20 protein-coding genes are annotated in these 24,095 nt (G+C 64.6%); 10 read left to right on the top strand and 10 right to left on the bottom strand.

Going from position 1 to position 24,095, the window contains the following annotated elements; all coding sequences use genetic code 11:
- The first annotated feature begins 147 nt into the window (after window positions 1-147).
- Window positions 148-309, top strand: a complete 162-nt coding sequence (locus U1R88_RS19755; protein ID WP_156771335.1) for a hypothetical protein — start codon at window positions 148-150, stop codon at window positions 307-309.
- Between the two features lie 221 nt (window positions 310-530).
- Here the strand turns inward: U1R88_RS19755 and U1R88_RS19750 are convergent, their stop codons facing one another.
- Window positions 531-1,943: an FAD-binding oxidoreductase gene (locus U1R88_RS19750; protein ID WP_322432784.1), complete on the bottom strand. Its 1,413-nt coding sequence runs from the start codon at window positions 1,941-1,943 to the stop codon at window positions 531-533.
- Window positions 1,944-2,153: 210 nt separating this feature from the next.
- Between U1R88_RS19750 and U1R88_RS19745 the strand changes: the two genes are divergently transcribed.
- Window positions 2,154-2,672: a thioesterase family protein gene (locus tag U1R88_RS19745; protein ID WP_311941611.1), complete on the top strand. Its 519-nt coding sequence runs from the start codon at window positions 2,154-2,156 to the stop codon at window positions 2,670-2,672.
- Here the strand turns inward: U1R88_RS19745 and U1R88_RS19740 are convergent.
- Window positions 2,659-3,471, bottom strand: a complete 813-nt coding sequence (locus tag U1R88_RS19740; protein WP_322432783.1) for a DUF817 domain-containing protein — start codon at window positions 3,469-3,471, stop codon at window positions 2,659-2,661. The two genes, U1R88_RS19745 and U1R88_RS19740, sit on opposite strands and share 14 nt — an antisense overlap.
- Before the next feature lie 319 nt (window positions 3,472-3,790).
- Here U1R88_RS19740 and U1R88_RS19735 point away from each other — a divergent pair, with 319 nt between their 5' ends.
- The 3 genes from U1R88_RS19735 to U1R88_RS19725 all read left to right on the top strand — a co-directional run bounded on the left by U1R88_RS19735 (window position 3,791) and on the right by U1R88_RS19725 (window position 7,925).
- A complete protein-coding gene (locus tag U1R88_RS19735; RefSeq protein WP_322432782.1) occupies window positions 3,791-4,762 on the top strand; it encodes an ABC transporter substrate-binding protein in 972 nt (323 codons plus the stop codon).
- A gap of 110 nt (window positions 4,763-4,872) precedes the next feature.
- A complete protein-coding gene (locus tag U1R88_RS19730; protein ID WP_322432781.1) occupies window positions 4,873-5,949 on the top strand; it encodes a quaternary amine ABC transporter ATP-binding protein in 1,077 nt (358 codons plus the stop codon).
- Window positions 5,946-7,925, top strand: coding sequence for an ABC transporter permease (locus U1R88_RS19725; protein WP_322432780.1), 1,980 nt, complete (start codon window positions 5,946-5,948; stop codon window positions 7,923-7,925). Before U1R88_RS19730 ends, U1R88_RS19725 begins: the two co-directional genes overlap by 4 nt.
- A 13-nt stretch (window positions 7,926-7,938) precedes the next feature.
- Here U1R88_RS19725 and U1R88_RS19720 read toward each other — a convergent pair whose 3' ends face one another.
- Window positions 7,939-8,613: a LysE family translocator gene (locus U1R88_RS19720; protein WP_322432779.1), complete on the bottom strand. Its 675-nt coding sequence runs from the start codon at window positions 8,611-8,613 to the stop codon at window positions 7,939-7,941.
- A gap of 71 nt (window positions 8,614-8,684) precedes the next feature.
- On the opposite strand from U1R88_RS19720, the gene U1R88_RS19715 reads away from it, so the two are divergent.
- Both U1R88_RS19715 and U1R88_RS19710 read left to right on the top strand, forming a co-directional pair.
- On the top strand, window positions 8,685-9,578 hold the full coding sequence (locus U1R88_RS19715; protein ID WP_322432778.1) for a DMT family transporter: 894 nt from the start codon (window positions 8,685-8,687) through the stop codon (window positions 9,576-9,578).
- Between the two features lie 118 nt (window positions 9,579-9,696).
- Window positions 9,697-12,057 (top strand): ATP-dependent helicase, encoded by a 2,361-nt coding sequence (locus tag U1R88_RS19710; protein WP_322432777.1) that lies wholly within the window; start codon window positions 9,697-9,699, stop codon window positions 12,055-12,057.
- Window positions 12,058-12,204: 147 nt separating this feature from the next.
- On the opposite strand, the gene U1R88_RS19705 is transcribed toward U1R88_RS19710, so the two are convergent.
- Window positions 12,205-13,566: a dicarboxylate/amino acid:cation symporter gene (locus U1R88_RS19705; protein ID WP_322432776.1), complete on the bottom strand. Its 1,362-nt coding sequence runs from the start codon at window positions 13,564-13,566 to the stop codon at window positions 12,205-12,207.
- Window positions 13,567-13,792: 226 nt separating this feature from the next.
- Complete coding sequence (locus U1R88_RS19700; protein WP_425545455.1) at window positions 13,793-15,025, bottom strand: cytochrome P450; 1,233 nt, start codon at window positions 15,023-15,025, stop codon at window positions 13,793-13,795.
- Between the two features lie 95 nt (window positions 15,026-15,120).
- On the opposite strand from U1R88_RS19700, the gene U1R88_RS19695 reads away from it, so the two are divergent.
- The 3 genes from U1R88_RS19695 (at window position 15,121) to U1R88_RS19685 (ending at window position 19,352) form a co-directional block, all read left to right on the top strand.
- Window positions 15,121-16,290: an aminotransferase gene (locus tag U1R88_RS19695; protein WP_322432774.1), complete on the top strand. Its 1,170-nt coding sequence runs from the start codon at window positions 15,121-15,123 to the stop codon at window positions 16,288-16,290.
- Between the two features lie 154 nt (window positions 16,291-16,444).
- Window positions 16,445-17,368, top strand: coding sequence for a 50S ribosomal protein L11 methyltransferase (locus tag U1R88_RS19690; RefSeq protein WP_322432773.1), 924 nt, complete (start codon window positions 16,445-16,447; stop codon window positions 17,366-17,368).
- A gap of 172 nt (window positions 17,369-17,540) precedes the next feature.
- Window positions 17,541-19,352, top strand: coding sequence for an aminopeptidase P family protein (locus tag U1R88_RS19685; RefSeq protein ID WP_322432772.1), 1,812 nt, complete (start codon window positions 17,541-17,543; stop codon window positions 19,350-19,352).
- 72 nt (window positions 19,353-19,424) lie between these two features.
- Here U1R88_RS19685 and U1R88_RS19680 read toward each other — a convergent pair whose 3' ends face one another.
- The 5 genes from U1R88_RS19680 to ligA form a co-directional block, all read right to left on the bottom strand.
- Entirely contained in the window at window positions 19,425-19,727 is a 303-nt protein-coding gene (locus tag U1R88_RS19680; protein WP_322432771.1) for an AzlD family protein, read from the bottom strand.
- Complete coding sequence (locus U1R88_RS19675) at window positions 19,717-20,436, bottom strand: AzlC family ABC transporter permease (RefSeq protein WP_322432770.1); 720 nt, start codon at window positions 20,434-20,436, stop codon at window positions 19,717-19,719. The genes U1R88_RS19680 and U1R88_RS19675 overlap by 11 nt, the downstream gene beginning before the upstream one ends.
- A gap of 120 nt (window positions 20,437-20,556) precedes the next feature.
- Complete coding sequence (locus tag U1R88_RS19670) at window positions 20,557-21,414, bottom strand: helix-turn-helix transcriptional regulator (RefSeq protein WP_322432769.1); 858 nt, start codon at window positions 21,412-21,414, stop codon at window positions 20,557-20,559.
- Window positions 21,415-21,482: 68 nt separating this feature from the next.
- On the bottom strand, window positions 21,483-21,971 hold the full coding sequence (locus U1R88_RS19665) for a DUF3828 domain-containing protein (RefSeq protein WP_322432768.1): 489 nt from the start codon (window positions 21,969-21,971) through the stop codon (window positions 21,483-21,485).
- Window positions 21,955-24,090, bottom strand: coding sequence for an NAD-dependent DNA ligase LigA (gene ligA, locus U1R88_RS19660; RefSeq protein WP_322432767.1), 2,136 nt, complete (start codon window positions 24,088-24,090; stop codon window positions 21,955-21,957). The genes U1R88_RS19665 and ligA overlap by 17 nt, the downstream gene beginning before the upstream one ends.
- Window positions 24,091-24,095: the final 5 nt, after the last annotated feature.

Below are 24,095 nucleotides of genomic sequence, written 5' to 3'. Positions count from 1 at the left end.
GGGTACACAATGTTACGCTTGATCAGCTCCGTCGGAGTCGTATTGGCGTTAGGTGTCTTCGGCGCAGGCTTTTATACGGTTGGGACTAGTACGGGGCAGTCTCCGTTGGCCCGTAGCGAGCCGACAAGCCGTGTAGCAGCCGCGAACATGCTGGTATTTCTTTCGGTGGACAAGCAAACACAGCAGGCAGGCTATCTCGACGGCCGGCCCGTCCCTTCCGGTTTGACGATGCCGATCATCGTCCGTGTCAAACCCAAGGACGCTACTGAAGGAAAGGCCGCTGGTCAGCCGGTGGTGGTGACGCCATAGGAGAGGATAGGTTCCACGGCTGGGAGGGACCGGGCCGGTACTATCCTTGAACAAACAGAGCTGGGCCTGGCCGCAGGCAAGGCTCGACAGGCACCCGGACGGGTGCCCAAGATGAATGAAGACGACAGGCGGATGTTTCCACGGGGAGCATCCGCCTGTTGCTTTTTGCAGGGGCCCGGAAACCGGCTGCTCGAACGAGCGTCAGACCCTGGTCTGCCCGCTCAATCAGGAAAAATCTTGCCGGGATTCATGATGCCTGCCGGGTCCAGGGCCTGCTTGATCGCCTGCATTGCTGCCAGGGCCGGGGCGCCATGCTCGGCTTTGAGATATTTGCGCTTGCCCTGCCCCACGCCATGCTCGCCCGTGCAGGTGCCTTCCATGGCCAGCGCCCGCTCCACCAGCCTTTCGAGGAAGCCCTCGCAGGCGGCGATCTCGCCGGGGTCGCTCATGTCGATCATCGGCTGCACGTGGAAATTGCCGTCGCCGACATGGCCCACGATCGGGGCGATCAGGCCGGTGGCATCGATGTCCCGTCGCGTTTCGGCCACGCATTCGGCCAGGCGCGACAGCGGCACGCAGACATCGGTGGCGACGATCTCGGCCCCCTGCCACATGGACTTGACCGCCCAATAGGCATTGTGGCGCGCCGCCCACAGCTTGGTGCGCTCCTCGGGCTTGGTGGCCCAGGTGAAAGGGCCGCCGCCGAACTCGGCGGCGATTTCGCCGAAGCGCTCGGCCTGCTCGGCCACGCCGGCGTCGCTGCCGTGGAATTCCAGGAACAGCATCGGGGTCTCTGGCAGGCCGAGACCGGAATAGGCATTGGCTGCCTTCACCATCAAGGTGTCGAGCAGTTCGATGCGCGCCACGGCAAGCCCGGACTGGATGGTGGCGATCACCGCATCACAGGCAGCCTTCTCGCTGCCGAAGGGGCAGACGCCCGCGCTGATAGCCTCGGGTATGCCATGCAGGCGCAACGTCACTTCGGTGATGAGGCCGAGCGTTCCCTCCGAACCAACGAGCAGACGGGTGAGATCATAGCCGGCCGAGCTCTTCTTGGCGCGGCTCGCCGTCGAGATGATCTCGCCATTGGCCAGCACCGCGCGCAACGAAAGGACGTTGTCCTTCATGGTGCCATAGCGCACGGCATTGGTACCCGAAGCACGCGTCGCCGCCATGCCGCCCAGGGAAGCGTCGGCGCCGGGATCGATGGGGAAGAACAATCCCTGGTCGCGCAGATAGTCGTTGAGCTGCTTGCGCGTGACCCCTGGCTGCACCACGGCATCGAGGTCCTCGGCATGCACGGCCACGATGGCGTTCATACGGCTGGTGTCGACGGAGATGCCGCCTTCCGGCGCATTGACATGCCCCTCCAGGCCGGTTCCGGTGCCATAGGGAATGATGGGCACGCCATGACGGGCGCACAGCCGGACGATATCGGCCACTTCTCCTTCATTCTCGGGAAAGACCACGGCATCCGGCGCCTGCGCCGGCAGCCAGGTCAGCGTGCTCGCATGCTGGTCGCGCAGGGCCTGGCCTGCCGAAAAGCGCGGACCGAATTGCCCGGCAAGGGTATCGCAGACGGCGGACAGATCTTCTGGCTGGTAGCGCCGGGAATTTGCGCCGGAATTGACCATAATATGCTACTTTTTCTTGAGGTATGAGCCATTTGGCATACACTGACTTGGAAGGCTTGCGCCAGAGGGTATCGTGATCGTGATCGATCCGCCCCCGTTCGGTGCGGACAGTTCTGAAACGAACTGAATATCCGAGCCTGCCCAACAGGTTCGGATATTCAGTTTGAAGTGGATTGAGAGGGCGGAAGACTTTGTGGCGTGGGGGCGGAGATGTTTGACACCAGCAAATTGCCGGCATTGTTCTTCGCGCCGTTCGTATCCTCGCAGATGCGCATCGAGCCGCATTGGATCGACTATAACGGCCATCTGAACATGGCCTATTATCACGTGCTGTTCGACAACGCCCTTGGCGAGGCGCTGTCGCTCGTCGGTCTGGGCGAGGATTACATCCGCGAGCGAGGCATGTCTTTCTTCACAGGTGAAGTGCATGTCATCTACAAGCGTGAACTTCACCTCGACGACCCCGTGCGGGTGCGCTTGCAACTGGTCGGCTATGACGAAAAGCGCCTGCACATCTATGAGGAACTCTGCCACGCCACCGAAGGCTGGGTGTCGGCGACCTGTGAGCTGATTTCCCTCAACATCGACATGGCGACCCGGCGGGTGGCCCCCTTCCCCTGCGACATCATCGACAATCTTGCCGAGATGCGCACCTCGCACGGCTATCTGCCTACCCCCGAAATCGTCGGCCGCGCCATACGAACCCCGGCGCCGCTCAGCCGGCAATAGGCTCCGGTCGGCGGGAAGCACGTCTCAGCAATACCGGCCGGTGCACCAGCGACACCAGCACGAAGCTGACGATCATCAACAGATACCAGGCACCGAGCTTGCCCAGGGAGACCAGGGCAAAGCCATGGCGCTGGTTGGGATAGATCCAGACCTGGCCGAAACTCCCGATGTTCTCGGCGATCCAGATGAAGAAGGCGACCAGGAAGAAGCCGACCAGCAGGGGCATGGAACGCGGCTCGCGATCCATTGTGAAATAGATCTGCGTGCGCCAGAACAGGATGCCGATGGCGGCGAACAGGCCGAGGCGAATGTCCGGCAGGAAATGGTGGGTGAAGAAATTCACATAGATCAACGCGGCCAGCAGGATCGTCCAGCGCATGCGCGGATAGCAGCTGTAGCGGAAGTCGAACAGGCGGGCCGCCCGGGCGATATAGCTGCCGACGGCCGAATACATGAAGCCCGAGAACAACGGCACTTCGCCGATCCTGAGCAGGCTCGGCTCGGGATAGGCCCAGGAACCGGCCTGGGTCTTGTAGATCTCCATGATGGTGCCGACGACGTGGAAGACCGCGATCACGGCGGCCTCTTCCCAGGTCTCGAGCTTGAGCGCCAGCAGAAGGCCCTGAATGCCTAGAGCCGCAAAGCAGAGGAAATCGTAGCGGCCAAGCCAGGCGCCTTCGGGATAATAGAAGCGGGTCGCCAGGATCAGGGCGAGGAAGGAGCCGCCGAACAGGCAGGCCCAGGCCTGCTTGAGGCCGAACAGCCAGAATTCGCGAAGGAAGAGCCTGAGCATTGCCATGCCCAATCCTGGCAGGCGCATTTGCAGCCTCGATGCAGGCGCATTGGTCCCACCGTGAAATCCCGGTGCAGTATCCATCGATACTCCGCACGAATCCGGCATGAAGCGGGCGCCGCCTTTTCGAGCAAAGCGCCCAAAGAGGTATCAGTAACATTCTGAAATATAGCCAATATTCTTGGCACGAAAATAACTTGCCCAAGAGCGGTCTCTGGGCCACACTTTCACGATCGGCAGTGGCGACAGACCCCGGGCAACAGAGTTCGCTCACAAGAGGCACAAGCGCCTGCCGGCCATTCAGAGAGACGGAAGGGTGCCAATCATGGACTGCCTGAAAGTATTTCAACGCAGCGGCCTTGCGGCCGCGGCGCTCGCTTTGCTCGTGGGGATTTCACCGGCCTCGGCTGCCTCGCCGGAATCCTCGGATCCCATCAAGATTGCCTTGTTCGACTGGACCAGCGTCAACCTCAACGCCAAGATCCTGGGCGGCATCCTCGAAAAGCTCGGATATACCGTCGAATATCCGACCGCGGACTATCTCTCCAGCCTGACCACCGGCCTCACCAATGGCGACCTGACCCTCGGCGTCGAATTCTGGGACACCACCGCCGGCGAGGCCATGAAGGCCTCCGATGCCACCAAGCAGACCGAACGCCTGGGCAAGCTCGGCCCCAAGGCCAAGGAGGAGTGGTGGTACCCGATCTATATGAAGGAGAAATGCCCCGGCCTGCCCGATTGGAAGGCCCTGCTGGACCCGAAATGCGCTGAAGCCTTCTCCACGCCCGATACCGCGCCCAAGGGGCGCTATCTCGGTGGGCCCGTGACCTGGGAAGGCTTCGATGACGAACGCGTGGCAGCGCTGAAGCTGCCCTTCACGGTCATTCATGCCGGCACGGATGGCGCCATGTTCGCCGAACTCGATTCCGCCTATCAGCGCAAGGCGCCGATCATGCTGTGGATCTATTCGCCGCACTGGGCCACGGCGAAATATCAGGGCGAGTGGGTGCAATTCCCCGAATACGAGCCGGCCTGCTACACCGATCCGAAATGGGGTACCAACCCCGATGCCAAATATGACTGCGGCAAGCCGCATGGCGAGATCTGGAAATATGCCTGGTCCGGCATGAAGGACAAATGGCCCGTGGCCTACAAGGTCGCCAAGGCCTACACGATCGAAACCGACGAGCTCAACAAGCTGAGCGGCCAGGTCGACCTCGAAGGCAAGAGCCTGGACGAGGTAGCGGCCAAGTGGGTCACCGATCACGAAGCAACCTGGAAAACCTGGGCACAGTGAACCCCTACGGCAGGCGGTGACGGACCCGCCATGCCCCGCGGCTGACGCCGTCGTTGCGGGCGGATCCGAAGATCCGCCCGTTGGTTACCCGATGCATTCAAGAGGTATCGATGCAAGGCGCGACCCCTTCGCCGGGCTCGGACGCCGCCACGCGAGCCGTGAAGCTCGCCTGCCGTGACGTCTGGAAGGTCTTCGGCCCCAATGCCGCCCGCGAGTTGGCGCGGCACGGCCAGCGACCGACGGATGAGGACCTTGCCAAGGCAAGCCTGGTCGCCGCCGTGCGCGAGGCGAGCCTGACCGTGCATGAAGGCGAGATCTTCATCATCATGGGCCTGTCCGGTTCAGGCAAATCCACGCTGCTGCGTTGCCTGGCCCGATTGATCGAACCGACTGCCGGCACGGTCGAATTCGACGGCAGGGACCTGCTCAAGGCCAGCGAAGCGGAGATGATCGAGCTTCGCCGGCACAAGATGGGCATGGTGTTCCAGAACTTCGCCCTGCTGCCGCATCTGAACGTGATCGAGAACGTCGCCTTCCCGCTGGCAGTCCAGGGCATCGCCAAGGCCGAACGGCTGAAACGGGCGCAGGACATGGTCGACCTGGTCGGCCTGCGCGGCCGCGAGGGCTTCTATCCGCGCGAGCTCTCGGGCGGCCAGCAGCAGCGCGTCGGCATCGCGCGCAGCCTCGCCACCAAGCCGGAACTCTGGTTCCTCGACGAACCCTTCTCCGCGCTCGATCCGCTGATCCGCCGGGAGATGCAGGACGAACTCGTCCGGCTGCAGAAGGTGCTGCACAAGACCATCGTCTTCATCACCCATGACTTCGACGAGGCGATCCGCCTCGCCGATCGCGTCGCCATCATGAAGGATGGCGCCATCATCCAGACCGGCACGCCGGAGGAACTCGTCACGCGGCCCGCAACCGATTATGTCGCGGAGTTCACCCGCGATGTCCAACGGGCGAAAGTGGTCTCCGCCCATGGCCTCATGCGCCCTCCCCGGCCAGGCTCCGCCTATGCCGGCAGTCTCGCCCCGACGGACAAGGTTTCCTCTTTCGCTGCCGATATCATCGCCGCCGCGGCTCCCTTCGCCGTCCGCGATCCCACGGGCGTCCTACTGGGCGAAGTCATGCCCGATGCCGTGCTCGACATCCTGACCGGCAGCGATCAGCGCAGGACCGCCGCTTGAGCAAGCCAGCCCCCCTTTCCCTCACGCAGCCGCATGCATCGACCGGCGGCCGGGTAACGGTCTGGGCAGCGATCTGGTGCCTCGCTTTCCTGTTCGCCATCGCGCTCTACCTCATGAGGTCGAATGCGGGCTGGCTCTCCGCCTGGCCGGACGACTGGATCGTGCCCTTCGCGGGCTGGATGTCGGCCCTCATGGCCTGGATGAAAGGCAATCTGAGCTGGCTGACGCGGGCAAGCGCCTCTGTCCTCGACCTCCCCCTCCAGATAGCTTTCGGACTACTAGCCAAGCCCTTGAAGTTGTGGGGTTTCCTGCTTCCAACGCTATCCTGGCTCGGCGTGATTTCGGCTACGATCATTGCCGGCCATGCGGCGGGGGGCCTGCGACTTGCTGCGCTGATGGCAGCCTGTTTTGGCTATATCGCCCTGTTCGGCCAGTGGCAGGGGGCCATGCTCACCCTCGCCCTGATCCTGATCTCGGTGCCGCTTTGCGTACTGACGGGCCTACTGCTCGGCATCGCTGCCTGGCGCTTTCCCAGGCTGGAGAAACTGGTGGTCACGCCGGCGCTCGATCTGATGCAGACGATCCCGACCTTCGCCTATCTCATCCCCATGCTGATCCTGTTCGGCAACAGCCCGGTTTCGGCGATGATCGCCACCTCGATCTTCGCCACGCCGCCGATGGTGCGGGCCACCATGGTGGCGTTGTCGCGCATCCCCTCCGAGATCGCCGATTTTGCCGTGATGGCGGGGTGCACGCCGCGCCAGAAACTCTGGCGCGTGCTGATCCCCACGGCGCGCCCTTTGCTGATGGTCGGCGTCAACCAGGTGATCATGCTGGCGCTCAACATGGTGATCATCTCTTCGATGATCGGCGCGGGCGGGCTCGGCTATGACGTGCTGCTGGCCCTGCGTGCCCTCAAGATCGGCCAGGGCATGGAGGCGGGTTTCGCCATCGTGGTGCTGGCCATCGCCCTCGACCGCCTCTCGCAGGCCTTCGCCTATCGCGGGGGCCGGCCCGTGCATCATGAGGGCAGCGGGCTCGTCGCCCGCCATCCCCATCTCGTCCTGGCCCTGGCCGTGCTGGCTGCGACCACGCTGGCGAGCCTCGTCCTGCCCGCTCTTGCCAAGATCCCGCCCGGCTGGACCTTGTCGACCGCGCCCTGGTGGAAGGCCGGCGTCGACTGGATCACCGTGCATTTCTTCGACGTGATCGAAGCTCTGCGCGTCGGGCTGCTGGTCTATGTGCTCAACCCTATCCGGGCCTTTTGCGAGGCCATTCCCTGGCTCGCCGCACTGGTGCTGCTGGTGCTGGCCGGATATCGGCTGGCAGGCTGGCGCCTCGCCCTCCTCATCGGCCTCCTCGTGCTGTTCTGCGCCTCGTCCGGCCTGTGGCAGAAGACGATGTCGACCGTCTATCTCTGTGGTGTCTCGGCCGTCCTCGCCATGCTGATCGGCATGCCCATCGGCGTCTGGGCCTCGCGCAGCGATCGTATGTTCCGCATCATCGAACCAATCGTCGACACCCTGCAGACCCTGCCGTCCTTCTGCTTCATCATCCCGATCGTCATGCTGTTCCGGGTCGGCGACGTCACCGCCCTGATCGCCACGGTCTCCTTCGCCATCGTGCCGGCAATCCGCTACACCAATCACGGCCTGCGCCAGGTGCCTCCTACCCTGATCGAGGCGGCCAAGACGGCCGGCTGCACGCGCTGGCAGACCTTCCGTCTCGTGCAACTGCCGATGGCGCTGCCGGAGATCATGCTCGGCATCAACCAGACCATCCTCTTGTCGCTGAGCATGATCATCATCTGTGCGATGATCGGCACGCGCGACCTCGGCCAGGAGGTCTTCATCGCACTCGCCAAGGCGGATGCCGGCCGCGGCATCGTTGCGGGCCTTGCCATCGCCTTCATCGGCATCATCGCCGACCGCCTGATCGGCGGCGCCAGCGCCAAGGCACGCCAGCGTTTGGGGTGACGCTCCCGGCGGACTATCCGCGCGCGGAACTCGCCAGTCCGCGTGCGCCGTCGAGGAGCGATTTCAGGCCGAAGCCGATGAAGACGACGCCCACGATCCTGGTCACCCAGACACCATAGCGCGCAAAGAAAGCCCGCACCGGCCTGAGGCCGATGGCGACATAGAGGATGAAGTCCGCCGCCACGAAGCCGAGAAAAGCGGCCATGATCAGGCCGGGCGTCGCGGCCCAGGTGATGTGATCACCATAGGGCGCCACCAGCGCGCCGAAGGTGGCGAGCGCCACTGGATAGGATTTCGGATTGGTGATGCCGAAGATCACGCCGTTGACCAGGGGCCGGTCGGCCCCGATCACGGCAGCCTTGCCGTCCCGGCGCGTCATCATGGCCCTTGCGCCCATATAGATCAGGTAGAGCCCGCAGCAGATGCCGAGGATGTCGAACAGCGTCGGGCCGATCTGGCTCACGCCGACGATCGCCGCCAGGGCCGCCACCGACCACAGGATATCGCCGACGAGATGGCCGGTCATGAACCAGGCGCCGGGCGTGCGCCCCTTCGCCGCGCCGAGCGCAAACAAAGCCAGGAAAGCGGGTCCGGGTGAGATCGTATAGAGGAAGCCGGCAAAAAAGGTTGCGGCGAGCAGGGAAACGTCGAACATGGGAATCGGCCTGGCGGCTATGGGATCGTTCATTGCTGCACGGCCAGCGTCCCGACGCAAGCGGGCATGCGCTTCCTTCCCATCAAGCCCGCACAAGCTCGTTCATGCCCGCTTCCAATTCACCGGCACCTGTCTTTCTCCTCCTCGCGACCGGCACGTTTCTCGGCCTCTATTTTCCGCTCGGAAAATTATCCGGCGCAGCAGGGATACCGCCGGCCGTATGGACGCTGCTGATTTCTGCGGGCAGTGCCCTGGTCATCGGCGCCGTGCTGGCCCTCCGCCGGGAAGCCTTGCCCCTGACGCCGCCCTTTCTGCGCTTTTATGCAATAGGCGGGATTATTTCCTACGCCCTGCCCAACTTCCTTGTCTATCTGATCATTCCGCATCTCGGCTCGGGCTACACCTCGATCATGTATACGCTGTCGCCGATCGTCACCACGATCCTGGCGACGGCGCTGAATGCACGGCGCCCCAACCTGCTCGGCGTCGGCGGCATCCTGGTCGGCTTCATCGGCGCCATGCTGATCGTGCTGGGCAAGGGCCGCGTGGGCGAAGTCAATTTCCTCTGGATCGGAGTCGGCTTTCTCATCCCGCTCACGCTCGCCACCGGCAATGTCTACCGCACTCTGGATTGGCCGCGCGGTGCCCAGCCCCTGGCTCTTGCGGCAGGCAGCAACCTCGCCGCCGCCCTGGTGATGTCGGCCGTCCTGCTCGCCGCCAATGGAGGGCTTGGCCTCGGCACGCTTGCCAACGCCCCGCTGGTCAGCCTGGCGCAGGTCGCGGCAAGCGCCGCCATGCTTGCCTTCTTCTTCCGCCTGCAGATGGCGGGCGGGCCGGTCTATCTCTCCCAGATCGGCTATGTCGCCGCCGCCCTGGGCCTCGGTGTCGGGACCTTCCTCCTGGGAGAGCACTATCACTGGCTGACCTGGCTCGGCGCCGCGGTGATCACCGCCGGCGTGATCGTCACCACCATCGCCCAGCGTGTTCCGGGGGGATGAGACCGGCAATCCAATGGCCTTGCCTGTTGACGCAAACCGGCGCGCACCGCTCGCAATCTCGACGCGGCTCCCCATCTAAGCCATTATCCGGCAATCCAGAATCACGCGAAAGCCCGATTTGTCCGATCCACGCTCCCCTTCCCTTGCCCATCAGCCGGCCGCCGGCGGCATTGCCGCGCGTGCCATGGCCGCCGCAAGACCTGCCGCCTATGTCACCGGCCTGAATCCAGAACAACGCGCGGCGGTGGAGACATTGGACGGCCCCGTACTCGTGCTGGCGGGCGCCGGAACCGGCAAGACGCGTGTGCTGACCACCCGCATCGCCCATATCCTCGCCACCGGCCGCGCCGCGCCCCATCAGATCCTCGCCGTCACCTTCACCAACAAGGCCGCGCGGGAAATGCGCGAACGCATCGGCGTGCTGATCGGCCAGAGCGTGGAGGGCATGCCCTGGCTCGGCACCTTCCATGCCATCGGCGTCAAGATCCTGCGCCGCCACGCCGAACTGGTGGATCTCAAATCCAATTTCACCATTCTCGACACCGACGACCAGGTCCGCCTGATGAAGCAGGTGATCGCGGCCGCCGACATCGACGAAAAGCGCTGGCCGGCGCGCCAGCTCGCCAATGCCATCGACGGCTGGAAGAACCGTGGCCTGACACCGGCGCAGGTCCCTGCCGGCGAAGCCATGTCCTTCGCCAATGGCAAGGGCGGCGAGCTCTATGCCGCCTACCAGGCGCGCCTCAAGACCTTGAACGCCGCCGATTTCGGCGATCTCCTGCTCGAATCCATTCGGCTGTTCCGAGAGAACCCGGGTGTCCTCGCCGAATATCACCGCCGCTTCCGCTTCATGCTGGTGGATGAGTATCAGGACACCAACGTCGCCCAATATCTGTGGCTGCGCCTGCTCGCCCAGACGCCGGCCGGCGAAAAGCCGAATTTGTGCTGCGTCGGCGACGATGACCAGTCGATCTATGGCTGGCGCGGCGCGGAGGTCGACAACATCCTGCGCTTCGAGAAGGATTTTCCGGGCGCGACCGTGATCCGGCTCGAGCGGAACTACCGTTCCACCGGCCATATTCTCGGCGCGGCCGGGCACCTGATCGCCAACAATGAGGGGCGGCTCGGCAAGACCCTGTTCACCGATGACGAGGAAGGCGAGCGCGTCACGGTCGCCGGCGCCTGGGATTCGGGCGAGGAAGCCCGCGCCATCGGCGACGAGATCGAGGCGCTGCAGCACAAGGGCCACGCCCTCAACGACATCGCCATCCTGGTGCGCGCCTCTTTCCAGATGCGTGAATTCGAGGATCGCTTCGTCACGCTCGGCCTGCCCTATCGCGTCATCGGCGGGCCCCGCTTCTACGAGCGCGCCGAAATCCGCGACGCCCTCGCTTATTTCCGCGCCACCATGCAGCCGGCGGACGATCTTGCCTTCGAGCGCATCGTCAACGTGCCCAAGCGCGGCCTCGGCGACGCCACGGTGCAGATCCTGCACGACTATGCCCGCCATAACGGCGTGCCGATGATGCAGGCGGCGCGGGTGCTGGTGGAGACCGAGGAACTCAAGCCCAAGCCGCGCCAGACGCTCGGCGCCCTGATGGCCTCCTTCTCGCGCTGGGCCGCCCAGAGCGAGGTGCTCGGCCACCAGGAACTGGCAGAGCTGATCCTGGAGGAATCCGGCTACACCGACATGTGGCAGAAGGACCGCACGGCCGAGGCTGCGGGCCGGCTGGAAAACCTCAAGGAACTCGTGCGCTCGATGGAGAGCTTCGAGAACATGGCCGGTTTCCTCGAGCATATCTCTCTGGTGATGGATGCCAGCGAAGAAGGCGCCAGCGAGGACAAGGTTTCGATCCTGACGCTCCACGGCGCCAAGGGCCTGGAATACGAGACCGTTTTCCTGCCCGGCTGGGAGGAAGGCCTGTTCCCGCACCAGCGCTCGCTCGACGAGAATGGCCGCGCGGGCCTGGAGGAGGAACGGCGCCTGGCCTATGTCGGCCTCACCCGCGCCCGCCGCCGCGCCAAGGTCTGGTTCGCCTCCAACCGCCGTATCCACGGCCTGTGGCAGTCGACCATGCCATCGCGTTTCGTCGATGAGCTTCCCGCTGCCCATGTCGACGTGATGGAGGCTTCCAATTCCTATGGCTCCGGCGGCTCGCTCGGCATGAGCCGCTTCGACAAGGCCCAGCCCTTCGCCGGCTCGAATTATTCGACACCGGGCTGGCAGCGCGCCCAGAGCAACATGGCCTCGGGCTTCCGCACCACCCAGGCCCCGCTCCGCCGCGAGCCCCTGACCATCGAGGGCGAATTGGTGGCCCGCTCCACCGGCACGGCCTCGGCCTACAAGGTCGGCACCCGCGTCTTCCACCTGAAGTTCGGCTATGGCGAAGTGGCCGAAATCGACGGCAACAAGCTCACCGTCGATTTCGACAAGGCCGGCCGCAAGCGCGTGGTCGACAGCTTCGTCGAGGCAGCTTGAGGGCGAGGTCATCCCGCACGCTTTGCAGCACGAAGTGATGCGATGCAGATGCGGGATCGCGTGCCAGTTGGTACGCCTTTTCCATCCTGCGGTCCCGTGTCTGCGAGGCAGCATTGCATGCTGCATCGCGCACGGGATGACCGGAGTTTACCCCTTGGCCGGCACGCCGGCGTCGAGGTTGTCGATGCCGCCGGCCTGGTTGAAGCGGGCTTCGTCAAGTATGCCCTGACGCTTGGAGACCAGCAGCGGCACCAGCGCCTGGCCGGCAACGTTGACCGCCGTGCGGCCCATGTCGAGGATCGGATCGATGGCGAGCAGCAAGCCGACGCCGGAGAGCGGCAAGCCGAGGGTCGACAGCGTCAGGGTCAGCATCACGGTGGCGCCGGTGAGGCCGGCCGTGGCCGCCGAGCCGATCACCGAGACGAACACGATCAGCGCGTAATGTTCGATGCCGAGCGGGATCTGGTAGAACTGGGCCACGAAAATCGCCGAAATGGCCGGATAGATCGCCGCACAGCCATCCATCTTGGTGGTCGATCCCAAGGGCACGGCGAAGGCGGCATATTCCCGGGGCACGCCGAGGCTGCGCTCCGTCACCGCCTCGGTTACCGGCATGGTGCCGACCGACGAGCGCGAGACGAAGGCAAGCTGGATCGCCGGCCAGGCGCCCGCGAAGAAGCGGGCGGGGCTCAGCCCGTGCAGGATCAGGAGCAGCGGGTAGACGACGAGCAGGACGATGGCGAGGCCGATATAGATGGCGAGCGCATACCAGGATAGCTGTCCCAGCGTCTGCCAGCCATATTGCGCCACAGCCTTGCCGAGCAGGCCGATAGTGCCGATCGGGGTCAGGCGGATGACCCACCACAGGATCTTGCGCACGATGGCGAGCAGCGACTCGTTAAAGGTCAGGAAGGGATTGGCCCGCTCGCCGACGCTCAGGGCCGCCACGCCGACCGCGATGGCGATCACCAGGATCTGCAGCACGTTGAACTGCAGCGAGGTCGAGGCGACGCCATCGGTGAGCTTGGTCGAGGCCTGGATGCCGAAGATATTGGCGGGCACCAAGCCTTTCAGGAAGTCGAGCCAGGAGCCGGTGGTGGCCGGCGCCTTGGCAGTCTCGGCCAGCACAGTCGAATGCAGGCCCGGCTGGATGACCAGGCCGAGGGTGATGCCGATCAGCACGGCGATCAGCGCGGTGATCGCGAACCACAGCAATGTCTGCCAGACCAGCGCGGCGGCATTGGACAATCTGCGCAGATTGCCGATCGAGGCGACGATCGCGGTAAAGACCAAAGGTGGCACCAGGGCGTAGAGCAACTGGACGAAGATCGAGGCGATCGTCGTCAGCGTCTGCACCAGCCAGTTCGGGTTGCCTGCCGCATCTGGCCCGAGCGAGCGGGCATAAAGGCCGAGCGCCAGGCCCACCACCATGGCGGCGAGCACCTGGAAACCGAAGGAGGCATAGAAGGGCTTGGCTGCCGCCGCTTGAGGGCCGGAAGGGGTTGCCATGTTCAATCTCTTGGGATGCATCGATGAAAATATAACATAAAATACATGTTATACACCTTCAATATCCATACCATGAGCGGATTTGAAAGAAAACTACAGCAAAGACAAAGCAGGCGCGCCCCTTATGCAGGGCTCGCCCCCGGGATCGCAGGCGTCCTCGCCTGCTCTTGGAACCGCCGCGTGGGCCGGAAAGGAAGGTGCAGGCGAGGACGCCTGCGATCCCGGGTTACCAACTCAACTCCAGCGCCTTCAGCCCGTGGAAATGATAGGTGTTGGCATAAACCGGCGTCCCTTCCAGCCGCAGACGGGGCAGCCGTTCGAACAGGATCGGCACCGCCACTTCCAGCTCCAGCCGCGCCAGGGGCGCGCCCACGCAGAAATGAATGCCGCCGCCGAAGCTGACATGGGGCGGGCGCTGCCGTGTCAGGAAACGCTCCGGCTCCTCGAAGCGGGCAGGATCATGGTTGGCGGCACCGAGCAGCAGCCCGATCTGGTCGCCCTTGCGGAAGGTTGCGGGCCCCAGCGTGACGTCCTCCAGCGCATAGCGCTTGAACATGTGGAGCGGCGGGTCGAAGCGCAGCATTTCCTCCACCAGCCCCTCGCCGCCGGCCAGCACCGCCTCACGGCCGAGGCCCGCCTGCAGCACGGACTTCACGCCGTTGCCGATGGCGTGCACCGTCGCCTCATGACCGGCATTGAGCAGGAGGATGCAGGTGGAAATCAGCTCCTCCTCGCTGAGCCGGTCTCCTTCGGCTTCGACAGCGATGAGATGGCTGATGAGATCGTCGCGCGGCTCGGCCCGGCGCCGCTCGACATAGCCGCGCAGGAAGTGGGAGAAATCTTGAGCGGCCGCAACGGCTTGATCCTCGATGCTGCGGCTGCGGCTGAACTGATACATCGCCACCATGCGATGCGACCAGTCGAGCAGTTGCGGGGCCATCTCGACCGGCACGCCAAGGAGCTCGGCGATCAGAATCACCGGGATGGGCGTAGCGAAAGCCTCGATCAGATCAACCCTGCCCTGCCCCTCGAAACCGTCGATCAGTTCGTTGGCGAGCGCCGCGATCCGCGGCCTCAGACGCTCGACCTGCCGGGTGACGAAGGCGCGATTGACCAGGGTGCGCAGCCTCGTATGAACCGGCGGCTCGCGCTCCAGCATGGAATGGGCATCGACGGCATCGAAGGGCGCCAGATGGGCCTGCGGCTCCGGCCAGCCGAGCTCGGCGCGGCTGGCCACATGCAGCACCTCGCGACCGAAGCGCCTGTCGCGGAAGAGGTCGAACACGGCCTGGTGCGAAGCCGCGCACCAGCAGCCATACTCCTCCCAGAAGAACAGCGGGCAGGCGTCGCGAATGGCCTTATAGGTGGGATAGGGATGCTGCACGAAGGCAGCATCGGTGGGGCTGAGCGACACGGCCGCGCGGGCGGCATCGATCTTGAGGCTTGATGGCAGGGACATGGCAAAAGGGGTAGGAGATTCCTGCGACAATGTCATCGTCGCAGCCACCTGAAATCCACTTGTCAGGGCAGAGCGCCGCAGGCATTTAAGACCGCATGAGCAGCCAGCCCGTCATCAATCCCAATCTCCTCGACACCGCCACCCCGCCGATCCCGGAGGCGCAAGCCTGGGCGCGCGCCTATGACGGCGCGGCCGGCCCGCTGATCGACCTCTCCCAGGCGGTGCCGGGCTATCCGCCGCATGCGGAATTGCTGGAGCGGCTCGGCCGCAATGCCAGCGCAGCGTCGAGTGCCGGCTACGGTCCGATCGAGGGCGATACCGTGCTGCGCCAGGCTTATGCCAAGCACATTTCCGACCTCTATGGCGGCACGGTCGACTGGCAGACCGTCTCGATCACCACCGGCTGCAACCAAGCCTTCTTCGTAGCGGCCCTGGCGGTGGCCAAGGCGGGGGATTCCATCCTGCTGCCGAGCCCCTGGTACTTCAATCACAAGATGACGCTCGACATGCTCGGCATCGAGGCAAGGGCGCTATCCTGCCCGCCCGAGAATGGCTTCGTGCCGGATGCCGAGAGCGCCGCCGAGCTGATCGATCCCACCACGCGGGCGATCCTGCTGGTGACGCCCAACAACCCGACGGGCGCCGTATACCCACCCGAGACCATCGAGGCCTTCGCCCGACTCTGCCGGGAACGCGGCCTGTTCCTCATCCTCGACGAGACCTATCGCGACTTCATCGCCGGCCGGCCGCACGGACTCATCGCTTCAGGCGGCTTCGACAACACCCTGATCTATCTCTATTCCTTCTCGAAGAGCTACTGCATCCCCGGCCATCGCCTGGGAGCGCTGGTTGCCGCGCCCGCAGTGGCGGCGGAAGTCGGCAAGGTTCTCGACACGCTGCAGATCTGCGCGCCCCGCACCGCCCAGGCCCCTGTCGCCTGGGCCATCGACGGCCTGACGGAATGGCGCGAAGCCAACCGCCTGGAGATCGACAGGCGGGCGGCCAGCTTCCGCGCGGCCTTCGAAGGCATCAATGGCTGGCGGATCGATGCGATGGGCGCCTATTTCGCCTTCCTGCATCATCCCTTCCACGGGCATACCGCCGCGAGCGTGGTCAAGGAACTGGTGGAGAAGGCCGGCGTGCTCTGCCTGCCCGGCCCCTATTTCGGCCCCGGCCTCGAGGGACATATGCGGGTCGCTTTCGCCAATGCCGGGGTGGAACAGCTGCAGGCCCTGCGCGAACGCTTCCAGCGTTTTGGCGGGTAGAAAACCTGGGATCGCAGGCATCTCTGCCTGCTCTCGGAAACGCTGCATTTGTCGTTGAGGAAGAGCAGGCTGGAAGCCTGCGATCCCGGCAAACAACATCGCCGCAATCGCGATTTCCATTGCCCTTCGGCGGCTGGCGCGATAGCCAAGCGACATGCTCGAAGGTCTTCATCCCAACAATCCCACCCATGTCGCACGTATCGTCACCGACGAGATGCGCGCGCGTCGCATCGCTGACCTGCTCGGCGAAAGCTTCGATCCCACGGAAACGGCGATCGCTGCCTTCGAAAGGGAAGACGGCACGGCCAAGCCCCCCTGGCTGGTCGAGGTCTATTTCCGCACCGAACCGGACGAAGCCTCCGTCCGGGACCTGATCGCGTTGGCGGCCGGCCCCGACATGGAGGTGGCCTTCGACAGCTTCGGCGACAAGGACTGGGTGGCGGCTTCCCTCGAAGGCCTGGCGCCCGTGCGGGCGGGTCGCTTCACCGTCCACGGCAGCCATGACCGCCAGCACGTGCCTGGAAACACCATCGGCATCGAGATCGAGGCGGCTCTCGCCTTCGGCACCGGCCATCACGGCACCACACGGGGCTGTCTCCTCGCCTTGGACGATCTTCTCAAACGCAAGCGCCCATACCGGCCGCTCGACATCGGTACCGGCACCGGCGTGCTCGCCATAGCGGCCGCGCGCGCGCTGCGCCGGCGCGTGCTGGCCTCCGACATCGATCCGATCGCCATCGCCACCGCGCGCAACAATATCCGCTTCAACAAGGCCGGGGCCTATGTCGAGAGCTTCGTGGCACGCGGCACCACCGCTCGCGCCATGCAGACCAACAAGCCGTTCGACTTGGTCTTCGCCAATATCCTGATGGGCCCGCTGGTGCGCCTGGCGGCGCCGATGAGCCACCTGCTGGCGCCCGGCGCCACGGTGATCCTTTCCGGCCTGCTCCATTCCCATGCCAATGCGGCGCTGGCTGCCTATCGCGCCCAGGGCCTCCATCTCATCCGCCAGATCAAGATCGACGAGTGGACGACGCTGGTGCTGTCCTATGGCGGCGGCAAGCCCAAGAAGCTTTGAGGACGCACGACTCTAGACGACTAGAATCCCTTCTCCCCTTGCGGGAGAAGGTCCCGGCAGGGGAATGAGGGGAGCAACACGCCCCTGCCAGCTTGGCGCCAACACCCCTCATCCGGCTGCCGCCACCTTCTCCCGCAGGGGGAGAAGGGACTTGTACTTCAAGGGTGATCAAATGGCTTTTCAGTCCTTCGACGAAATTTCCCAGCCCAGCCTCGGCCCGGCCCGCGCGGCGGCATTGCGCGGCAAGTTCGCCGAACTGGGACTCGACGGCTTCGTGGTCCCCCGCTCGGACGAACACCAGAACGAATATTGCCCGCCCTCGGAGGAACGCCTTTCCTGGCTCACCGGCTTTGCCGGCTCAGCCGGTATCGCCGTCGTCCTGAAGGACCAGGCCTCCATCTTCGTCGACGGCCGCTATACCGTGCAGGTGCGCGAGCAGGTGGATACCTCGACCTATACGCCGCGCCATCTCATCGAGGAGCCGCCGGAGAAATGGCTCGGCAGCGTGCTCAAGCCCGGCATGAAGGTCGGCTACGATCCGCGTCTTCAGTCGATGAATGAGGTGGAGCGTCTTCGCACCGCCTGCGAGAAAGCGGGTGCAAGCCTTGTTGCCGTCAAAGAAAATCCGATCGACGCCGTCTGGACCGACAGGCCGGCGCCCCCCCTTGCCCAGATCGTCCTGCACGATGTGGCATTGGCCGGCGAAAGCGTGTCCTCCAAGGTCGAACGGCTGCAGGCCAAGCTGCGTGAGCAGAAGATCGACGCCGTCTTCACCAATGACGCCCATGCCTCCGCCTGGCTGTTCAACATCCGCGGCGGCGACGTCTCCCACACGCCCCTGCCGCTCTCCTATGCACTGGTGCCGGCCGAGGGCCAGCCGACTCTGTTCGCCGATGGCCGCAAGTTCTCCAATGCCGTCCGCGACGACCTTGCCCAGCACATGGCCATTGCCGAACCACGCCAGATCGAGGCAGTGCTGGCTGGAAGCGTGAAAGGCAAGACGGTACGGCTCGATCCCGCCATGGTGGTCGAGCATTTCGCCACCCTGGTCGAGAAGGCCGGCGGCAAGGTGCAGAGGGGTGGCGACCCCGTCGCCCTCCTGCGTGCCGTCAAGAACGAGGCAGAGCGCGCCGGCTCCCGGGCTGCCCATATCCGCGACGGCGTCGCCTTCGTGAACTTTCTCGCCTGGTTCGAACGCACCGTGCCCGGCGGCCAGGAAACCGAAATCTCGGTGGCCGAGGCCCTGGAACGCTTCCGCGAGGGCACGGGCGTGCTCAAGGACCTCTCCTTCCCCTCGATCTCCTCGGCCGGTCCGAACGCCGCCTTGCCGCATTACCGCGTCAGCCATGCCAGCAACCGGCCGGTGACGCCCGGCTTTTTCCTGATCGACTCCGGCGCGCAATATGTCGACGGCACCACCGACATCACCCGCACCATCGCGGTAGGTGAGGTCTCAGCCGAGATGAAGGACCGCTACACCCGCGTGCTCAAGGGCCACATCGCCATCGCCCTGGCACGCTTCCCGAAGGGGGCCTCTGGCGCCCAGCTCGACAGTTTTGCCCGCGCCGCACTGTGGGAGATCGGCACCGATTTCGACCATGGCACCGGGCATGGCGTCGGCTCCTATCTCTCCGTGCATGAGGGCCCGCAGCGCATCTCCAAGCTCGGCACCACGCCGCTGGAGCCGGGCATGCTTCTTTCCAACGAGCCCGGCTACTACCGCACCGGCGCCTTCGGCATCCGCATCGAGAACCTCATCCTGGTCGAGCCCATCACGATCGAGGGCGCCGAGCGCGAGATGTACGGCTTCGAGACGCTGACGCTGGCGCCCATCGATGTGAGGCCGATCGAGCTGTCGCTGCTCACCACCCGCGAGATCGACTGGCTCAACACCTATCACGCAAAGGTGCGCGAGACGCTCGGCCCGCTGCTGGACGAACCGGAGCGGGTGTGGCTGGAGCAGGTGACGCAGCCGATCGGATAGCGGAGGCTTGCCTTCGGGCCGGGCTTGCGACGCATAATCGTCGAAAGAGAGGCGGGTCCGAAGCCCCTCCTCTCAACCCATCATCATCCTCAGCAGCACCACGCTCACCACGCCAACCACGATGGTCACCAGCAGCGACATGCGCGTGGCCGAAACCACGGTGATGGCGGCGGCGATGGTTTCGGCCGGCCCGGTGGCGAGCGCGACCGGTGCGATCACCGAAACCAGAACGGCCGCCGGAATGGCATCGAAGGCGGCCTTGGTCCGGCCGCTCAGGGCAAGGCGGCCGTCCAAGAAGATGCCGGCCACGCGAGTGGCATAGGTCACCAGCGCCATGGTCAGGATCGCCGCCACCGTGTGGGGATCAAACGACATCGACGGCCTCCTTGGCATCGAGCTTACTGCGGCCGGGATGGCCGGTGAGGAAAGCGGCCAGAATGCCGGCCAGCGCCCCGGCGGGCACGTGCCAGGGCGCACCCAGCTTGAGATAGACCAGGGCCGCCACGACGGCGCTGGTGAGGATCGCAGCCGCAGAGCTGCGGCCTTCCCAGAACCCTGCGATCAGGCCGATGAACAGGGCGGTGAAAGCGAAATCGGCGCCGTAGCGCGCGGGATCGCCGAGGAGCTGGCCAACGAAGCTGCCCGCCGTGCTCCACAGCACCCAGTTGAGATAGAAGAACACCGACATGGCGAAATAATAGGTCGGCGTCAGCTCGGTCTGGCCGGCCCTGCGCTCCGACATCGCCCAGTTCTCGTCGGCCATCATGAAGAAGCCGAGAAAACGCTGGGCAGGCGAGAAGAGCCGCGTCTTGGGGGTGAGCGAGGCTCCCATCAGGATATGGCGGCAATTGATCAGCAGGGTGCCGAAAGCCAGGGTCAGGATCGGCACCGGCTGCACCCATTGCTCAAGGGCGGCAAATTGCGCGCTGCCGGCGAACACGATGATCGACATCAAGGCAGTCTCGAAAGGCGACAGGCCTTTGGAGACGGCGATGGCGCCGAACAGGAAACCGATCGGCACCGCCGCCAAGGCAGGCGGGGCGATGTCGATCAACGCGGAACGGATTTCGGAACGGGCAGACAAGGGATAGCTCCTGATGGAGCCGTCTCAATAGGCGCCGTGTAAGCACCGGTCTTGGATAAAAGTTGCATCGGGACTGTCAGCCTCTGGCTGACATTTGTCGGCCCGGGGGCCGATACTCCATCACCCGCGAAACGCTCCCGGCGTCACGCCCATACGCGCCTTGAACACCCGGTTGAGGTGGCTCTGGTCGTAGAAGCCGCAGGCTGCCGCCACCTCCGCCGGTCCCTCGCCCGCCGCCAGCAGGCGCCGCGCCGCGCGATAGCGCCGGTCGGTGAGATAGGCATGCGGCGTGGTGCCCGTCGCCTTGCGGAAGGAACGCACCAGATGGCTGCGGTTGAGCCCCGCCACCGCAGCAAGCTCGTCAAGGCCGACATCGCGCTCGAAATGCTGGTCCAGATAGGCTCGCGCCTTGGCGAGAGGTCCGCTCTCGTCACCGAGCCTGATCGGCTCGCCATAACAGCCCCAGCGCCCGAGCAACGCCGAAAAGAAGCAGCTGAGCCTGGCATCGCGTTCAAGCAAGGTCACGGCGGGGTCGCTGAGCGCGATCTGTAGCGTCACCAGATCGGCGGCTAGGGCAGGATCCTCGATCACCGAACGGTCGAACCAAGGCGTGCCGGTGATAGGACGCCCAAAGGTATCCTCGGCGACGGAACGCATCAGATCGACGGTGGGATAGAGCACCCGGTAGACGAACCCTTCGCCCGCCGGCTCGCCATCATGCAATTCGTCCGGGCAGACCATCGCGAAACTTCCCGGCGAGGCGTAGTGCCGGCTACCGCGATGCGAGAAGGCCTCGCAACCGTCGAGCACGGCAGCGATCGCATAGGTCTCGTGGGTATGGGGCACATAGCGATGCCGGCGAAAGATCGCGCTCAGGCACTCCAGTCCGTCATAGCGCTGCTCGCGCCAGAACCGGACGGCATCGCCCCGTTCGGCGGCATCCTCGAGGGTGGTGAAGGCAGTGGACTGCGACGGCATGCCGTTAAGATAGTGCCTTTGTCGGCAAATTGCTTGGATGAAAGTTGCATCCGCTGCAGCGCCAGCCTCTATTTCAATGACAGCATCTGGCGCAAGGACCAAGCCTCCTCGGCATTGCCCTTCTTCGAGATGTTGGAAACGCGCCACTGGCCGTTTTCTTGCACCAGGTCGTAGACAAGCTCGTCGCGCTTGGGATCGCCGCGATTGAAGCTCACGCCTATCTGGGCCCGGTCACCCTGTACCGACGCCGGCTCGATCTTCAAATCCTTGATCATCGGATCCTGTGAATCGCTCACCGGATCGAAATCGAGCGCTCCCACCTCGCCGGACTTGGCGGATTCGTCGATATCCTTCTTCACCGCGGCAGCCAGGTCCTTGCTGAGATATCTGGCGCGCAGCTTGGCATCACCGATGATGTCGATGCCTCTCGTTTCGGGCGTCTTGCCCGAATAGATCTGTTTTACCGTCGCATCGGGCGAAATTTCGGCTGCAAGGGCCGACATCGCCAGCCCCGATGCCAGCAGAAGGCCGAGGCACAGTTCACGCATCCTGGTCATTCGTGTTCCCTGCTCCATTCACGAGCTCGAACCATTCATCCTCATTGATGACTTTGACGCCGTGCTTTTGCGCATCCGCCAGTTTCGAGCCTGCGCCGGGACCGGCGACCACGAGATCGGTCTTCTTGGAAACGGAGCCCGAGACCTTGGCGCCCAGCCGGTCGGCCATGGCCTTTGCCTCGTCGCGGCTCATGCGCTCCAGCGCCCCGGTGAACACCACCGTCTTGCCGGCGACGGGGCTCTCGGAACGGGGCAGTTCCGCTTCGAGAATGCGAATCTCCGCCGTCAGCCGCTCGAGGATGGCAAGGTTGTGCTCTTCCGCGAAATAGGCGCCGATGGCCTCGACCACGGTTTCGCCGATCTGGTCGATCGCATCCATGTCCGCTCCAGCCTCCTCATCCTTGGCAGCGATGCGCAGCGCCGCCTGCTCGAAGGCCGGCCAGGAGCCATAGGCACGGGCGAGTTGGCGGGCGGTGGTCTCGCCGACATGACGAATGCCGAGGGCATAGAGGAAGCGTTCCAGCGCGATCTCGCGGCGGGCATCGATGGCGGCAAACAGGTTCTTGGTGGAGGTCGCGCCAAAACCTTCACGGTCTTTCAATTTCTTGAAGTTCTGCCCATCGCGGGCAGCCAGGGTGAAGATGTCGCCGGGCTCGCGGATCGGCAGGTCCTCGTTCTCGAAGAAGAAGGCGATCTGCTTTTCGCCCAGCCCCTCGATGTCGAAGGCGCGGCGGGAGACGAAATGCCTGAGATGCTCGATCTTCTGGAAGGGACAGGCGAATTCGCCCGAACAGCGCCGCACCGCCCCCTCCCCGCCCGTCACGGTTTCCTCGCGGACGACGGGCGTCTTCAGGGAACAGGGACAGGTTTCGGGAAAGACATAGGGAACGGCGTCCGCCGGTCGCTTTTCCAGCACCGCCCCGAGGATCTGCGGGATGACGTCGCCCGCCCGCTGCACGATCACCGTGTCGCCGATACGCACGTCCTTGCGGGCGATCTCGTCCTCATTGTGCAAAGTGGCGTTGGAGACAACGACGCCGCCCACGGTGACCGGCTGCAGCTTGGCAACCGGCGTGAGGGCTCCGGTGCGTCCCACCTGGATCTCGATGCCCTGCAGCAGCGTAGTCGCCTTCTCGGCAGGGAACTTGTGGGCCGTCGCCCAGCGCGGCGAGCGCGAGACGAAACCGAGGCGCTGCTGCAGATCGAGCCGGTCGACCTTGTAGACCACGCCGTCGATGTCGTAGCCCAGCGTGGCGCGCTGGGCCTCGATCTGGCGGTAATGGGCGAGCAGGTCGGCCGCGCCATGGCAGCGCACCATCAGCGGATTGACTGCAAAGCCCCACTCGGCGAAAGCCCGCACCACCTCGAATTGCGTGGTGGCTGGCAGCGCGCTCGCCTCGCCCCAGGCATAGGCGAAAAAGCGCAGGGGGCGACTGGCGGTGATGGCGGCGTCGAGCTGGCGCAGCGAGCCTGCCGCGGCATTGCGTGGATTGGCGAACAGCGGCTTGCCCGCCGCGGCCTGCCTTTCATTCATGGCGTTGAAATCGGCGTGGCTCATATAGACCTCGCCACGCACCTCGAAAATCTCGGGGACGTCACCCTTGAGCACATTGGGAATGTCGCCGATGGTGCGGACATTAGCGGTGACATCCTCACCCTCGGCACCATCGCCCCGCGTGGCCGCCACCACCAGCCTGTCCTTCTCGTAGCGCAGCGAGCAGGACAGACCGTCGATCTTGGGCTCGGCCGTGATCACCACGTCATCGCCTTCGCCAAGGCCAAGGAAGCGGCGGATACGGGCCACGAATTCCTCGACATCCTCATCCGAGAAGCTGTTGGACAGAGAGAGCATCGGCACGCGGTGGCGCACCTTGGCGAATTTCTCGGACGGCGCCGCGCCGACCTTGTCCGAGAGACTCTCGGCCGATTTGAGCTCGGGAAAGCGCTCTTCGATTGCCGTATAGCGCCGCCGCAGGACGTCATAGTCCGCATCGCTGAGGACCGGCGCGTCCTCCTGGTAATAAGCCTTGTCGGCGTCGATCAACCGCGCCGCAAGTTCCTCGTAGTCAGCGCGGGCCTCCTCGATCGAGAGGTCGGAAACGGGCTTGGGAGTGTTCATGACAG

Origin of the sequence: Labrys sedimenti (assembly GCF_034424805.1) — a bacterium.
Lineage (GTDB): Bacteria > Pseudomonadota > Alphaproteobacteria > Rhizobiales > Labraceae > Labrys > Labrys sedimenti.
Note: the sequence above shows the minus strand (reverse complement) of the source record. Positions and strands in the feature narration are given on the sequence as shown.